This is a genomic window from Tropicimonas sp. IMCC34043, from assembly GCF_003390845.1.
Lineage (GTDB): Bacteria > Pseudomonadota > Alphaproteobacteria > Rhodobacterales > Rhodobacteraceae > Tropicimonas.
In genome coordinates this window covers 1,015,070-1,028,952 of sequence record NZ_QMEK01000001.1, presented here as the reverse complement: position 1 = coordinate 1,028,952, position 13,883 = coordinate 1,015,070, and the positions used below count along the sequence as shown (strand labels likewise).

Sequence of the window (13,883 nt, the reverse complement as noted above, 5' to 3'; positions counted from 1 at the left end):
ATCCTGCGCCTGCCAGACCGCGCCCGGATCCTCTCCGGGCGCGGCGTGGGCTTATCCGTTCCAGACCGACAGATAGGCCGCGCGGAAATCGAGCTTCGGCTCCAGCATCTCGCCCGGTTCCGGCAGGTTGTGCTCGGCATCGACAAAGATGAATCCGGTGCCCTGGTTCGGCATCTCGGCGGGATCTTCCCCCGCCAGCACGCGGTTCATCGTGTCGGCCACGGCCCAGCCGAACCACTTGAACGGCAGCGCGACAGAGAAGGTCTGCGTGCCCCGGCGGATGAGGTCGAAATTGTTCGGGAACCCCTCGCCCCCGCCGACCACGAGATCGGTGCGGCCCGATTGCCGAACGGCGGTTTGCAGCCCCAGCTCCATCAGCGCGTCGATGCCGTATTCCACCGCAACCGCGTCGGGGTTTTGCAGCAGCGCCGATTGCCAGATCTGCGTCGCGGGGCTTGGCACCTGACCGAAGTTGAACGTCGATTCCGCGACCTCGCAGCCTTCGCATTTGGCGATGGTGTCCATGAAGCCCTTGTGGTTTATCTGCTGAACCTGCTGGCTGGTCTCGGCGATGGAGATCACCTTGCCCTGCCCTTCGGTCCTGGCGATCACGTAGTTGGCGCGCAGTTCGCCGAAGCGATAGTAGAAATCGCGCGCATCGGTGGAGCCCAGCATATTGACGGACGCGGTAAAAAGCGGCTCTTCGCTGCCGAACACGTCGGCGCTGCAGTCAATCGACTGGACCGAGACCACCGGCACGCCCTCGGCCTTGGCCTGCAACAGCGCGCTTTTCACGCCCGGACAGTCGAAGGCGGAAATCGCGATGCCATCGGCCTTGGCGGCGACCGCCTGACGGATGATATCGCTGGCGACCGAAGGGGTCGCCTTGCCGTCCTGAACGCTGACCTGCCAGCCCAGATGCTCCGCCGCTTCGGCAAAGCCCTCGGCCTGCTGGGCGCAAAGCACAAAAGCCTGACCGCAGGAAATATACCAGATCGTCTTGCCGCTGACGGCGGCGGGGCCGGTTTCCGGCGGCGCCTCGTAGAGCCCGGCATAACCCTGCTCGACCATGGCTTTCGCCTCGGCCAGCATGTCATCGGCCAGCGCCGGCTGCGCCAGAGCCGCGCCCGCGAGCATCGCGGTCAGCGAGACAGTGCGCAGAGCTGTCCTGTTGAAATAAGTCATAACTTTCCCTCCCTGATGGCCCCCCCAAGGACCCTCGATTGCGGCAGGGCCACATCCCGTGGCCCCGGTGTCCCTCAGCGTGGCGCCCGGTTGTCGACGCGCATGCTGAAGGGGTGAATGTTGATCTCTTTCCAGACGCCGGCCTTGTTGAACGGGTCGGCGGAGTTGAACGCCCGCACGTCCTCGATGTGCTCGGCCTCGACGATGAAAAGCGAGCCGATCATGGTTTCATGGTCCCCGGCCAGCAGCGGGCCGGAGATCACCGAGGCCACCGGCGCCGACGCCAGATAGGCCTTGTGGGCGTCGTAATGGGCCAGCCGGTCCTCGACTTTCCCCGGATGATCGACACAGTGGATCGCGAACAGCATGGTCTCTCCTCTTCCCGCCGCAGCTCCCTCCCGGAGCCCGATGCGGCGCGATCCGAAGCCCGGACCGTTTGGTTCAAAACATCATGGCATTTCCCCAAACGCGGGATAATTCGGCATTTTCGGGAAATATTTTTGCGATATCCGCAAGATACTCGCGGCAGACACACGCCGGGCACCCGATGTGCGCAAGGGTCTGCGCGCATCGTTGAATGAGGCGGCCCGCCTTGGTCATGCGGGCCGCAGCTTGACCGGATCAGGCTTCGTAAAGCGGCAGCGGCACCGGCGGCTGCGGGATGAACCCGCCTTTTTCCGCCATGATTTCATTGAGGAAATCATGCGAGCTTTCCAGCGTCGCCACAGCGGCCTTGGGATCGACATGCAGCAGCGGCCCGCCCTGCTTGACGATCTTCCCATCCACCATAACCGTGTGCACGTTGCGGCTGTTGGCTTGCGACACGACCATGCTGCACGGATCCTTGCGGTTCCAGCCCGCAAAGGCGATGCCGCGCATGTCGAGCAGCACGATATCGGCGCGTTTGCCCGGCGTCAGCGAGCCGGTGATATCGTCCACCCCCGCCGCGCGGGCGCCGTTGATCGTGACCCAGGCCAGCGCGTCGCGCGTCGTCCAGTGGATCTTTTTCGGGTGGCTGAAATTCTCGTAATGCGGGGCATCGCCCAACCAGCGGGTGCATTGCAGCACCAGCCGCGCATGGGCCAGCATGTCGCCGCTGGTGCTGCTGGTGCAGTCCATACCAAGGCTCGGGCCTGCCTCGGTGTAGCGGGTAGCCTCGATGGCCACGGGAAAGCCCATGCCCATTTGCATCTCGGTCTCGGCGCACAGTGTGATCGAGGCACCGGACCCCTCCACGATGTCCCATTCATCCGGGTTGGTGAAGGTCATGTGCACGAGGTTCACATCCGGCCCCAGCAGCCCGTGTTCCGACAGGGTGTGCATGTCGCACATCCCGCCATTCGGCACCGCGACCTGGTTGCTGTGGAAGGTGATCCGTGCATTCAGTTCGCGCGCCAGTTCGAACTCCTGCGCCACCTCGGCGGCGGGCGCAATCGCCAGCTCCTGCGGCGCGATGCCGAAGCGCAGCAGGCTGTCGTCGGAGAAATATTCGCTGCGGATCTTGCGGGCCAGCACATAGCGCCAGTTGTGGCTGAGATCCGACAGCTCGTTGCCCTCGGCCAGCCCCTTGCCATCGGCAAAGGTGTTCTCGGTCACCGGCACCATGCCATGGCCGTAAAGCCCACGTACGCCCGACGCCATAAGCCCCTCGACCGAGGCGCGCGCATACGCCTCGTCGATGATGTTGTGGCAGTAATCGACAAGGCCGGTCACGCCGTTCTCAAGACAGTCGAGCCCGCCGGCATAGTTCGCCGCATACATGTCTTCGGGACGGTAGAGCGTCGCCATCTGGAGGCGGAAACCGCGCAGATAGTCGGGGATGCGGCCATCGGCGAGGATGCCGCGCAGCCCCGTCTGCCAGGTGTGGCGATGCGCGTCCCACAGGCCGGGAATGGCGATCATGCCCTCGGCGTCGATCACCTCTGCGTCGATGCTCGCATCGGCATCCATATCGGGGCGGATCTCCTTGATCGCGCCGTCCTCGATCAGAATATCCGCCTTCTCGAAATCGCCGAGCGCGTCATCCATGGTGACGGTGGCGGCATTCTTGATCAGAAGTCTTGTCATGGTCTCTCTCCCTTGAACATTCGGCCCCTCCTCCGTGGGCGTGCGCGCAGGCGCATAGCGCGGCAAAGGCCGGCCGGTCTCTTTCACATGAAGCGGTGCGGCGGCGCCTAGGCGCTGGCCAGATGCGGGGGCAGTCCGGCGAGATTGCCCAGCTCCGGGTAATGCTCGGCCAGCGCCGCCGCCATCGCGTCACGATTGGTTTCGTCGAAGGGCAGCTCGCCGCGCTCGATGCGGCGGGCCATCTCGACGGTAAAGATATTGAGCGGTGCCTTCAGCCCGTTGGCGCGGGCAATCCCGGCGACAAAGCCGTTCAGCTCCTCGACCTCGTTGCGCCGCCCCTTGCGCCAGTCCTGCAAACAGGTGGTTTCGGTGTCGGGCAGGCAGAACGACGACAGCACCTTGCCGAAAAGCGCATCGGCAAAAGCACCGGGATCGGTGGTATCCACATCCTCGGGCATGCCCAGGATCGGCATCAGAACCGCCCCGTCCGCCGCCGCCGCCGCGACCGCCTCGCGGCCCGTGGCCAGCATGAAGTTCAGCAGCGCGGGGTCTTTCGCCGCGTGCATCAGCGGTAGCCCGACCAGCGCCGAGGTCACCAGCTCGGCGGCATTCACCGCGAGCTTCATCCATTTCGCCGAGTGGATATCGGCCACCAGGTCGACACGCCCCGCCGCGCGCAATACCTCGGCGGCAAGCGCCACGCGCTCGGCTCCGACGGCAACACTGTCTTCCAGAGCGAACCAGCTTTCCTCGCGCGGGCTCTGCCGGTCGACCCGGCCCGGCGTGTACATGTTCGCGGTGACCTCGATCACCGCACCAAGGCAGCGCTCCGGCCCGACGATGGACGCAATGGTGCCCCGGGTCATGCCGTTCTGCATGCCGATCACCACACCGTCCTCGGCCAGCATCGGCTTGATCAGCTCGACCGCCCATTTTGTGTCGTAGGCTTTCATCCCGAGATAGACGAGATCGAAAGGCTGGCGCATCTCGGCCACTTCGCAGAGATGCCGGACATGCACCTCGGTGGTCTCCGAGCGCCCGCCCGGCAGAGCGACGATGATGCCCGCGCGGCGCATCGCCTCCACATGGTCGGGCCATTGCTCGATCAGGGTCACGTCATGGCCCGCGCGCGTCATGTCGGCGGCGATCCCGGCGCCGTTCGCGCCGGTGCCCAGATAGGCGATCCGCGGTTTGTTCATAGTTCGTCCTCCCTGCCCCGGCGGTTGTGTCGGCCCGCGTCGGCTGCGTCTCCCCGAAAGGCGCCGCCAGGCCTTGCCAGGCTGGCGTGGCGCCCCTCCAATTGCCGGTGATCCTAGGAGCGCGATCCTTGCGCTGTCCAGACGTCCGGCCCGCCACAAATCCGGTCGGACGCGCCATTCACCCGGATTTCGCACAAGTCGGGGGACGGCAGGATATGCGGCGAAGCCGGCGAAAGACTTCACCGGAGAAAGAGGGTTTTTATAATTTAATATCAATTTACTAATGGGATTACCTGGATCATCACGCCCCACACTGGCGCACCGGATTTCTGCCCGGCTCCATCCATCAAAAGACCTCTCAAAGCGGCATACTTGCAGAATTCGCAAAGATGTTTCCCACCCACCCGGCGTTCCCAGGGCCATGCGCAACTGCCAAGTTTCCCGCCGAACGACACAGAACTCGCCCCCGGAGATCCGGCAGGAGTCCGGCGCGAGATCGGGGAGGAAGACATGCAGAATTTCACCTACACCGCGAATCCCGGACGCATCCTGTTCGGCTTTGGCACGCTCGAGAAACTGGCCGGGGAAATCCGCGCCGCCGGCATGACCCGCGTGCTGCTGCTCTCGACGCCGCATCAGGCAGATCAGGTGCAGGCTGTTGCCAAGAGCCTCGGCGATCTCAGCGCCGGGGTATTCAGCGACGCCCGCATGCACACGCCCGCCGAGGTCACCGAACGGGCGCTGAAATCGCTGAAATCGCTCCGCGCGGATGGCATCGTCTCGCTTGGCGGCGGGTCGACCATCGGGCTCGGCAAGGCGCTGGCGCTGCGCACGAACCTGCCGCAGATCGTGATTCCCACCACCTATGCCGGGTCCGAGATGACCCCAATTCTGGGCGAGACCACGGATGGTGTAAAACGCACCCTGCGCAGCGACGAGGTGCTGCCCGAAACCGTGCTTTATGATGTCGAGCTGACCATGGGCCTGCCGGTCGAGATGTCGGGACTGAGCGGCATGAATGCCGTCGCCCACGCGGTCGAGGCGCTTTACTGCAAGGAGGCCAACCCGATCACCTCGCTGATCGCGGCGGAGGGCATTCGCGCGCTGACCGGCGCTCTGCCCCGGATCGCGCAGGACGGCGCGGACCGCGAGGCGCGGTCGGATGCGCTTTACGGTGCCTGGCTCTGCGGCACCTGCCTCGGCACGGTCGGCATGGCGCTGCACCACAAGCTCTGCCACGCGATCGGCGGCGCCTTCGACACGCCGCATGCGGCCACCCATGCCATCGTCCTGCCGCATGCGCTGGCCTATACCGCGCCCGCCATCCCCGAGGTCATGACCCGGCTGGGCGAGACGCTGGGCTGCGACGACCCGGCGCTGCGCCTTTACGAGATCGGGCACGAGATCGGCGCGCCGGACGGACTGAAGGCCCTCGGAATGCCCGAGGACGGGATCGCGCGCATCGTCGAGCTGAGCCTCAGGGATCCCTACTGGAACCCGCGTCCGCTGGAACGCGACGCGCTGACCAGGCTGCTGGAGGACGCCTATCACGGGCACCCGCCGCAGCGCCACTGAGCCGTCTTGGGCGGGTCAAGCAGGGCCCGCCCCAGCCCCCCCGTCAGGCGGGGTCTGCCGGGATGTAATCCACCTGGTAGCGGGCGATGCGGATATTTCCGAGCTGCTCGCGCACCTTGAGGTGAAGCGGATGTGCCGCATAGGCGTCGAGCGCCTCGCGCGACTGAAAGACGGAATAAAGCACCACGTCGCAGGCATAATCGACCTTGCTTTCGTCGATGCCGATTTCCAGCTCGATCAGCCCCGGCACCGCGCCGCGCAGCCCTTCGAACTGCTCCCGGACGAAGCGCGCGGCGTCGTCCCGTTCCGCCGCCGTGTCACCGGACATGTTCCACATGACGATATGCTTGATCATGATGTTCCCTCCGTTGCGGTCCCGGCCGTCCCGCAGCCGCATCCGCCTCTTCCCAAACTGTCCCGCCCAAACTACCTTTCCGAATTCCGAAAGAAATCGCCCCCGCAGGCAAAAGATATTTGCACCTGACGCAATAATGAACTGAACTCAGCTTGCTCCCACCCGTGTCCCACAAGGGTGGCGGACAGGCGAAAGAGGGGAAAATGGACCGTTTCACCGAAATCGAGGTGCTTGTTCAGATCGTCGAACAGGGCAGCATCAGCAAGGCGGCCGAGGTGCTGGGCCAGTCCGTCTCGGCCACCAGCCGCTACCTCGCCTCGCTGGAGGAACGGCTGGGCGTGCGTCTGGTCAACCGCACCACGAGGCGCATCTCCTTCACCGAGGAGGGCGAGCTCTTCTGTTCCTACGGCAAATCCATCCTTGCCGAGCTTCAGGACGCCGAGTCGCTGATCGGCAGTGTGTCGCATTCGCCCTCGGGCACGCTGAAGCTGACCGCCTCGACCTCTTTCTCGCTGCTGCACCTCATGCCGCTGATCCCGGAATTCACCCGGAAATACCCGCGTATTCAGGTCGATGTTTCCGCCTCCAACCGCTATCACGACATCATCGAGACCGGTGTCGATCTCGCGATCCGCACCCGCCGGGTCGAAGAGGACAGCTCCATCACCATGCGCAAGCTGGCCCGGACGCGCCGCCGTCTTGTCGCCTCGCCGGACTATATCGACGAGATGGGGATGCCGCGCCACCCGGAGGATCTCGAACGTCACCGGCTGCTGATCTACATGCTGGCCGACGACCCGCTGCGGCTGCACATGCACAAGGGCAACTCGCGCACGACGATCAACGTGACGCCGGTGCTGACCAGTAATGAGGGCCAGCTTCTTATGGCGGCCGCCCGCGACGGCATGGGCATCATCGCGCAGCCGTCCTACATCGTGCAGAAGGATCTGGAAGCAGGCCGTCTGGTCCGCGTCCTCGACGATTGGGATCTCCCGCAGCTTACCATCAACATGGCCTTCCCCGCACGCCGACACATGCCCGCCAAGACCCGGCTGTTCATCGAGTTCCTCTCCGATCACTTCAAAGCGAACGGATATGAGGACATTTGGATGTCCTAGAAGGGTGCTGAAATAGTCGTGCGAGCGGAGCGGTTTCCGCCTTGCTTGGCGCGGGAATACGATTTTCCGGCCTGTCTTGGCCGCTCGGCGTGAATTGCGCGGCGGTCCTCGCCTTCAGACAGCCAACAACGCGGCAGCCGCGCAAGGTTTGCCGCCGCCAGCGTGAGGATGAAGCGCGACCGCACCCGCTCGAGGCCGCGACAGACCGTCTGCGCCGCACCACCGACCGTCTTTGACCGGACGAAAAGCTCCTCGATGCGTTTCCGGTGCTTCTGCGACGTCGCATAGCCCTTGTGCCGCGTGGTGCGTCCGTCGATGCCGAGAACCGCGCCCTCTGAGCGACATGTGGGATGATGCAGGCCTGACGGCAATCGGCCACGAACCCGGCAGCGTCATATGTCTTGTCTGCGCCCAGCGTCAGCCGTCTCGTCGATCCCGGCGATTGCCGGTGCATCATGTCGAGCGCTGCCTTGCGTTCAGCCCGGCCGTCGGCCAGGGTCAGGTCGCCCTCGACCGCAGGCACGCTGCGGTTCTCCATCAGCGCATGCCCCATGAAGCACAGCATCGCGCCGGTGCCAGGCGACTTCCTGTAGGGCGAGAACCGCATGAGCACGCTCCGAATCTGTCTCGACGCGGCCCCTGATTTCTCGATCAAGGAGGATGACGCCATGGCCATCATTGCAGACCAGCTGGCAACGATCGCGGGCGAATGGACCGGGGTCTGTGAGGCAGCCATATTGACCGAGACCGACAGGAAGCTTTTTGCCGGCCGGCAGTTCTTGAACCGCGATTGCGTCGATGGCCTTGGCGCCGATCATGATGATCTACGTGAGCGGTTTGAAGCGGCACGCGCACGGCTTGTCGGCTAAGACACAGGAGCCGGTATCGAGAGACGGATGCTCCTGTTGCGGGCCACTGAATGCTCCTGGCGAACGGGGGCGTTTCAGCGACGGGCACCAGAGGCTTATGCTCCGGTCCTTGATCCGATGTGGGAACTGGTCCCCCTATGTCTCGTCCGGCATTGTTCGACGATCTCGCGAGCCTTCAGAACGGCACCACTGAGCTTTGCCGCCAATATGTGGTGATGCGGCTGAATGGCGTGCCTGCGCCGGACCCAAGGCGCACAGGGGCTCGGCTTGGAGGTCAGACCAACCCAACGTCTTGGAAGTTCGAGGGTAATGGTGCACCGCGCCGGGTGATGATGAGAACTATGTCTACGCCATAGCCCTCTAAGCCCCCTTTTATGTCCGCATTCGTAGAAAATCGTGCAGATCCGCGTCTCAAAGGCCGCTCTGGGGTCTGTTGAGTGCATCGCTCACAGTCGCGGTCCTCCGAGTGTGAAGCCGCCATCAATCAGAATATCCTGACCTGTAATGAACTGGGCATCGTCGGAGAGCAGCCATGCGACGGTGCCGGCAATGTCGACGGGAGTTCCGTTTCGCCCCAAGGGCGTGTGGGCGGCAAGCTTGGCGGAGAATGCCGGGTCCAGAACCTCGTCGGCCATCGGCGTCAGGATGATGCCGGGACTGATGCTGTTGACGCGAACGTTGCGGGCTCCTTGTTCCATGGCAAGCGTGTGCATCATGGCGATCAACGCCCCCTTGGTCGCCGCATAGGCACCCGCGCCGGGCATGACGCTGTTGACGGTCCATGAGGCGTTGATGACGACGGCGCCGCCCTCAAGATGTGGCAGAGAGTGCTTGATCGATAGGAAGGTTCCCAGGAGGTTCGTACTGACAAGCTCCTCGAAGTCGGCAGTCTCCGTCTCGGCGAGAGGCTTGAACGCGCCCAAGACGCCAGCATTCGCAAAAAGGCCGTCGATGCGACCGTTGGCGCTCTTCGCCAACCGTACCATCGCCTCAACCGCAGCGGCGTTTCCAATATCGCAGGCAATTGCCAAGGCTTTACCGCCTTCAGCAACGATCTCGGCTGCAACCTCTTCAAGGGGTGCCTGACGGCGGCCGACGAGAACGCACTGTGCGCCTTCCTTCGAGAGGCGGATCGCCGCCGCCCGCCCCATGCCTGTTCCCGCACCCGTGATGACAATCGTTTTTCCCGCAAATCGCGTCAGTGTCATATCCAACTCCTTCAAGGACGACTTTCGGAGCTGTTGTAACTGATGGGAAATTTGATGATAATCGGCATCATTAAGCTATCATTATAAAGGAATGCCATTGAATGGACGTCGTGCGCTGTATGCAAGCCTTCGTCACAACGGTTCAGTCGGGTTCGATGAGTGCTGCGGCCGCGGCGCTGGGCCAATCTGCAGCCATGGTCGGTCAGCAGATCGCGGCTTTGGAGAACCGTCTCGGAACGCGCCTTCTCAATCGCACGACACGGCGACAAAGCCTGACGGATTTCGGGGCGAGCTACGTTGAGCAGTGTCGCGATATTCTGGGCCGTATCGCGCTTGCAGAAGAGGCTGCAGAGCTTGAGCAGACGCGGGTGCAAGGTCGATTGCGTATCACCGCGCCCACCACCTTCGGCTCGGAGGCGTTGATGCCGGCACTCGCCGCCTACCGACTGTCCGCGCCCGATGTAGAACTCGACATCGCCTTGTCCGATCGTACCGTCGACTTGGTGGAGGAAGGCTTCGATATCGCCTTCCGCATCGGCGTGATGCAGGACAGCGCGATGATTGCCAGACCTTTGGCCCCTTACCGCATGGCCGTCTGCGCCGCCCCCGACTATCTCTCCCGCCGAGGAGTCCCGATTCACCCCGATGAGCTGTCTGGCCATGATACCATCGCCTTCACGCCGTCAGCGAGGTCGCCATGGAAGTTCGCCAGGGAGGGCGAAGAGAAGGCGGTTACACCTCCACGGATGATCACCGTTAATAACGGCCAAGCTGTCCGTGCCGCAGCACGCGCAGGTCTTGGTATCATCATGCAGCCGGAAATCCTCGTGAAACGCGACCTTGAGACCGGCTGCCTGGTTCGGCTCTTCCCGGATTGGCGACTGGGTGAAAGACCCATGTGGCTTCTCTACCAACGCGATCGGCGCATGACGCCACGCTTGCGTAGTTTTATTGCTTTTTCCATGACCGCATTTGGATCATCATCGAGCACGGACAATAGAAGGTAGTTCGCCCAAGAACGCTGCGTTTCAAAATTTGGTGCACCCAGTAGGATTCGAACCTACGACCTTCGCCTTCGGAGGGCGACACTCTATCCAGCTGAGCTATGGGTGCGTGCCGCAGGGCTATACCGGCATTGCTGGCCCTCTGCAACATCAAGCTGCACCAGGCCGCACGGGAAATCCTTGGGACGTCCAGGGCCCTGGTCTTTCGCCACGGTACCAGATCGCGCCCGATTGCCATCTCGCAGGGAGTCGTGTTCTGCTTGGGAACGGCAGAATTTTCGCCGGCGCGCTGTGGGGTCCTTGATGCGCAGGTTGATCTTCGTGTTTGTCCTCACCCTGACGACGCTTCAGGGTGCGCCTGCCCTGCGCGCCCAGGCCATGGCAGAGCTCGATACCCTCGCCGACAGCGTGGCGCCCGAGACCCCGCTTGACGTCGGGATCGGGGTGATGGTGACCCAGTTGACGTCGGTCGACCAGAAGGCCGAGAACTTCGGCGTCGTGGCCCGGATCCGCATGGTCTGGAACGATCCTGCGCTGGCCTTCGATGCCGAGGCCACGGGGCGCAAGTACCGGACCCTCGATTCTGCCGGTTTCCTGCGCATGGCCCGCGAACAGGGGCTGAACGTTCCGGCCATGACGATCGAGAACCAGCAGGCCCGCAGCTTTGACAAATCCGCCCGGGTGACGTGGTTCGCCGACGGGACGGCGACCTATGCCGGCGAGGTGATCGTCACCCTGCAGGCGCCCGACTTCGACTTTCGCGCGTTTCCCTTCGACAGCCAGAAATTCTATGTCCGGATCCTCGCCAATGCGCCGTCCGATTTCATCGATTTCACCGCCCTGCCCGAGGCCAGCGGAATGGGCACGAAGCTTGGCGAGGAGGAGTGGGTGGTGCGCAGGGTCTGGACCGAGACCGACGAGGTCCCGGGCCTGACCGGCCTGGCCTCGGCACGGTATTCGATGGGATTCGAGGCCAGCCGCCATATGCTGTATTACTGGGCGCGGATCTTTACGCCGCTGATCCTGTTGATGGGCGTGGCCTGGGCAAACCTGTTCATCCAGGATTACCGGCGCCGCATCGACGTCGCCAGCGGCAACCTGCTGGCCTTCATCGCCTTCAACTTCACCATTGCGGGCGAGTTGCCGCGGCTGGGATATCTGACCTTCATCGACGTGCTGATGCTGGCGACCTTCCTGATCTCGGCTGGCGCGGTGGCCTATAACGTGGCGCTGCACCGGGCGGCGACATCGGGTCGCGAGGCGCGCGCGAAGGCCGTCGACTGGCACGTCACCTATTGGGGGTTCCCGCTCATGCTGCTTGGCGCGGTAGCCATCGCTTATGGCTATGCCCACTAGAGGGCGGCGCGAACCCGTCATTTCCCCGGGGCCGATGCCCTCCCCCCGCGTCAAGACAAGGCAACCGGCCTTGGCAAAGTTGTTCAGGCGAACAACTCGTGGCAGAACTCCAGCGCCTCGATCAGGCTGTCGACCTCGCCCAGGGTGTTGTAGAGGCCGAACGAGGCGCGGCAGGTTGCAGTGACGCCCAGGTGATCCATCAGCGGCCCGGCGCAGTGGTGGCCCGCCCGTACCGCGATGCCCTTCTTGTCGAGCACGGTCGAGATGTCGTGGGGATGCGCCCCGCCGTCGAGCGTGAAGGAAAAGATCGCCCCCTTGTCCGGCGCCCTGCCCTGCAATTGCAGCCAGTTCAGGCCACCGAGACGGTCCATGGCATAGTCGCGCAACACGCGCTCGTGGGCGGCCACATTCTCCATCCCCAGATCCATCAGGTAGTCGATCGCAACGCCCAGCCCGATCTGCTGTACGATCCCCGGGGTGCCGGCCTCGAATTTCATCGGCGGATCGGCATAGGTCACGCTGTCGCGATGCACCTCGCGGATCATGTCGCCGCCGCCAAGGAAGGGGCGCATCTCGGCCAGCCGCTCGGCGCGGATATGGATCGCCCCCGAGCCCGAGGGGCCGTAAAGCTTGTGGCCGGTGATGGCATAGAAATCGGCGCCGATGTCGGTCAGATCGACCGGGGCATGCACCGCCGCCTGACTGCCGTCGATCAGCACCGGCACACCCAGGGCATGGGCGCCGGCCACAATCGCCTTTACGTCAACGAGCGTGCCGAGCACGTTCGACATGTGGGTGACGGCGACCAGTTTGGTCTTCGGTCCGATGGCGTCGATCACCGCCTGTGGATCGAGCGATCCGTCCGGCGCCGTCTCGACCCATTTCAGCACTGCCCCCTGACGTTCGCGCAGGAAATGCCAGGGCACGATGTTGGCGTGATGCTCCATGACGCTCAGCACGATCTCGTCTCCCGGTTCGATCCGCGGCGCGGCCCAGCCATAGGAGACGAGGTTGATACCTTCCGTGCTGCCCGAGGTCATGACGATCTCGTCCTCGGAAGGCACGTTCAGGAACCGCGCAATCTTGCTCCGCACCGCCTCGTAGCGTTCGGTCGAAAGATTAGACAGAAAGTGCAACCCACGGTGAACATTGGCGTATTCTTCGGCATAGCCGCGGGTCATCGCGTCGATGACCGCCTGCGGTTTTTGCGCCGAGGCGCCGTTGTCGAGATAGATCAGCGGCCGCCCGTTCACCTGCCGCGACAGGATCGGAAAGTCGCGCCGTATCGTGTTCACATCATAGGACATTGGTATCCCCGATCGTGCCGGACAGGACGATGCTTACCAGCATTCCCAGCGCAAGAAGTATGAGTACCGTGGTGGCGACAATGCCAAGAAGTACCAGAAACGGCTCGCGAAAGCCGTGCAGCTCGCAGGTGAAGACGGTGGCAAGCCAGCCGTTCACCACCACGATCGCAAGCACCGCCATCAGCCCCACGACCGGCACCACCATGACCAGGATGGACGAGACGAGCAGCATCGCCAGATAGATGACCAGAAACCAGTTCATCGCGGTCAGCGACTGCTGCAATGTGCCGGTGCCGCCGAACATCCGGCCGACGCGGTACAGCGCCAGCACCCCCAGCGCGCAGAACAGGACCTGAAAGCTCGCGACCATCAGCGGGTTGCCAAGCACCGTCGACTGCAGGCTCCAGATCATCGCGGCGACCGGATCGGCCGCGGCATCGTCTGTCACAGGCGGCATGGTGCCGCCCGCAAGGTGCTGCAGGGTCTGTTCGAACAGCACGATCAGCACCGCCAGCAGGACAAGCGCCTGCCACAGCGCCGTCACGGGAACGGAGCGGTCCATCAGGAACCGCAACGTCCCGCGGGGGTTGCGGAATGTGGCAAGGACAAGGCCTGCAAGGGGCAGCGGACGCGAGGACAT

The 13,883-nt window shown here is 63.7% G+C and carries 13 protein-coding genes, 1 tRNA gene and 1 pseudogene; 5 read left to right on the top strand and 10 right to left on the bottom strand.

All coding sequences use genetic code 11. From position 1 onward, the window contains the following. Positions 1-51: 51 nt before the first annotated feature. From DQG17_RS04780 to DQG17_RS04765, 4 genes are all read right to left on the bottom strand, one after another. Positions 52-1,185, bottom strand: a complete 1,134-nt coding sequence (locus DQG17_RS04780) for a sugar ABC transporter substrate-binding protein (protein WP_116131609.1) — start codon at positions 1,183-1,185, stop codon at positions 52-54. 74 nt (positions 1,186-1,259) lie between these two features. Further along, complete coding sequence (locus DQG17_RS04775; RefSeq protein ID WP_116131608.1) at positions 1,260-1,553, bottom strand: YciI family protein; 294 nt, start codon at positions 1,551-1,553, stop codon at positions 1,260-1,262. 253 nt (positions 1,554-1,806) lie between these two features. Further along, on the bottom strand, positions 1,807-3,252 hold the full coding sequence (locus DQG17_RS04770) for an amidohydrolase family protein (RefSeq protein WP_116131607.1): 1,446 nt from the start codon (positions 3,250-3,252) through the stop codon (positions 1,807-1,809). Positions 3,253-3,359: 107 nt separating this feature from the next. Next, positions 3,360-4,451, bottom strand: a complete 1,092-nt coding sequence (locus DQG17_RS04765) for a ketopantoate reductase family protein (RefSeq protein WP_116131606.1) — start codon at positions 4,449-4,451, stop codon at positions 3,360-3,362. A gap of 510 nt (positions 4,452-4,961) precedes the next feature. Here DQG17_RS04765 and DQG17_RS04760 point away from each other — a divergent pair. Next, positions 4,962-6,026, top strand: a complete 1,065-nt coding sequence (locus tag DQG17_RS04760; RefSeq protein ID WP_116131605.1) for a maleylacetate reductase — start codon at positions 4,962-4,964, stop codon at positions 6,024-6,026. 43 nt (positions 6,027-6,069) lie between these two features. Here the strand turns inward: DQG17_RS04760 and DQG17_RS04755 are convergent, their stop codons facing one another. Further along, positions 6,070-6,381 (bottom strand): Dabb family protein, encoded by a 312-nt coding sequence (locus DQG17_RS04755; protein WP_116132584.1) that lies wholly within the window; start codon positions 6,379-6,381, stop codon positions 6,070-6,072. 203 nt (positions 6,382-6,584) lie between these two features. On the opposite strand from DQG17_RS04755, the gene DQG17_RS04750 reads away from it, so the two are divergent. Then, complete coding sequence (locus tag DQG17_RS04750) at positions 6,585-7,499, top strand: LysR family transcriptional regulator (RefSeq protein WP_116131604.1); 915 nt, start codon at positions 6,585-6,587, stop codon at positions 7,497-7,499. A gap of 128 nt (positions 7,500-7,627) precedes the next feature. On the opposite strand, the pseudogene DQG17_RS04745 reads toward DQG17_RS04750, so the two are convergent. Then, positions 7,628-8,091 (bottom strand): annotated as a pseudogene (locus DQG17_RS04745) (IS5/IS1182 family transposase); the annotation flags it as partial. A gap of 76 nt (positions 8,092-8,167) precedes the next feature. Between DQG17_RS04745 and DQG17_RS04740 the strand changes: the two are divergent. Continuing rightward, positions 8,168-8,368, top strand: coding sequence for a hypothetical protein (locus tag DQG17_RS04740; RefSeq protein WP_157973527.1), 201 nt, complete (start codon positions 8,168-8,170; stop codon positions 8,366-8,368). A gap of 446 nt (positions 8,369-8,814) precedes the next feature. On the opposite strand, the gene DQG17_RS04735 is transcribed toward DQG17_RS04740, so the two are convergent. After that, on the bottom strand, positions 8,815-9,576 hold the full coding sequence (locus tag DQG17_RS04735) for an SDR family NAD(P)-dependent oxidoreductase (protein ID WP_116131602.1): 762 nt from the start codon (positions 9,574-9,576) through the stop codon (positions 8,815-8,817). A 101-nt stretch (positions 9,577-9,677) separates the two neighbouring features. On the opposite strand from DQG17_RS04735, the gene DQG17_RS04730 reads away from it, so the two are divergent. Next, entirely contained in the window at positions 9,678-10,583 is a 906-nt protein-coding gene (locus tag DQG17_RS04730; RefSeq protein ID WP_116131601.1) for a LysR family transcriptional regulator, read from the top strand. Between the two features lie 29 nt (positions 10,584-10,612). Here the strand turns inward: DQG17_RS04730 and DQG17_RS04725 are convergent. Continuing rightward, positions 10,613-10,689, bottom strand: a tRNA-Arg gene (locus DQG17_RS04725). Between the two features lie 194 nt (positions 10,690-10,883). On the opposite strand from DQG17_RS04725, the gene DQG17_RS04720 reads away from it, so the two are divergent. Continuing rightward, positions 10,884-11,936, top strand: a complete 1,053-nt coding sequence (locus DQG17_RS04720; protein ID WP_116131600.1) for a hypothetical protein — start codon at positions 10,884-10,886, stop codon at positions 11,934-11,936. A gap of 83 nt (positions 11,937-12,019) precedes the next feature. On the opposite strand, the gene DQG17_RS04715 is transcribed toward DQG17_RS04720, so the two are convergent. Further along, a complete protein-coding gene (locus tag DQG17_RS04715; protein WP_116131599.1) occupies positions 12,020-13,243 on the bottom strand; it encodes a cysteine desulfurase in 1,224 nt (407 codons plus the stop codon). Then, positions 13,233-13,883: a YIP1 family protein gene (locus DQG17_RS04710; protein ID WP_116131598.1), complete on the bottom strand. Its 651-nt coding sequence runs from the start codon at positions 13,881-13,883 to the stop codon at positions 13,233-13,235. Before DQG17_RS04710 ends, DQG17_RS04715 begins: the two co-directional genes overlap by 11 nt.

What these genes read in the sequence shown, in the direction of transcription:
- DQG17_RS04730 (WP_116131601.1), top strand. Translation starts at nt 9,678, where the DNA reads ATGGACGTCGTGCGCTGTATGCAAGCCTTCGTCACAACGGTTCAGTCG.
- DQG17_RS04780 (WP_116131609.1), bottom strand. Translation starts at nt 1,185, where the DNA reads ATGACTTATTTCAACAGGACAGCTCTGCGCACTGTCTCGCTGACCGCG.
- DQG17_RS04710 (WP_116131598.1), bottom strand. Translation starts at nt 13,883, where the DNA reads ATGTCCTCGCGTCCGCTGCCCCTTGCAGGCCTTGTCCTTGCCACATTC.
- DQG17_RS04750 (WP_116131604.1), top strand. Translation starts at nt 6,585, where the DNA reads ATGGACCGTTTCACCGAAATCGAGGTGCTTGTTCAGATCGTCGAACAG.
- DQG17_RS04715 (WP_116131599.1), bottom strand. Translation starts at nt 13,243, where the DNA reads ATGTCCTATGATGTGAACACGATACGGCGCGACTTTCCGATCCTGTCG.
- DQG17_RS04735 (WP_116131602.1), bottom strand. Translation starts at nt 9,576, where the DNA reads ATGACACTGACGCGATTTGCGGGAAAAACGATTGTCATCACGGGTGCG.
- DQG17_RS04760 (WP_116131605.1), top strand. Translation starts at nt 4,962, where the DNA reads ATGCAGAATTTCACCTACACCGCGAATCCCGGACGCATCCTGTTCGGC.
- DQG17_RS04740 (WP_157973527.1), top strand. Translation starts at nt 8,168, where the DNA reads ATGGCCATCATTGCAGACCAGCTGGCAACGATCGCGGGCGAATGGACC.
- DQG17_RS04765 (WP_116131606.1), bottom strand. Translation starts at nt 4,451, where the DNA reads ATGAACAAACCGCGGATCGCCTATCTGGGCACCGGCGCGAACGGCGCC.
- DQG17_RS04720 (WP_116131600.1), top strand. Translation starts at nt 10,884, where the DNA reads ATGCGCAGGTTGATCTTCGTGTTTGTCCTCACCCTGACGACGCTTCAG.
- DQG17_RS04775 (WP_116131608.1), bottom strand. Translation starts at nt 1,553, where the DNA reads ATGCTGTTCGCGATCCACTGTGTCGATCATCCGGGGAAAGTCGAGGAC.
- DQG17_RS04755 (WP_116132584.1), bottom strand. Translation starts at nt 6,381, where the DNA reads ATGATCAAGCATATCGTCATGTGGAACATGTCCGGTGACACGGCGGCG.
- DQG17_RS04770 (WP_116131607.1), bottom strand. Translation starts at nt 3,252, where the DNA reads ATGACAAGACTTCTGATCAAGAATGCCGCCACCGTCACCATGGATGAC.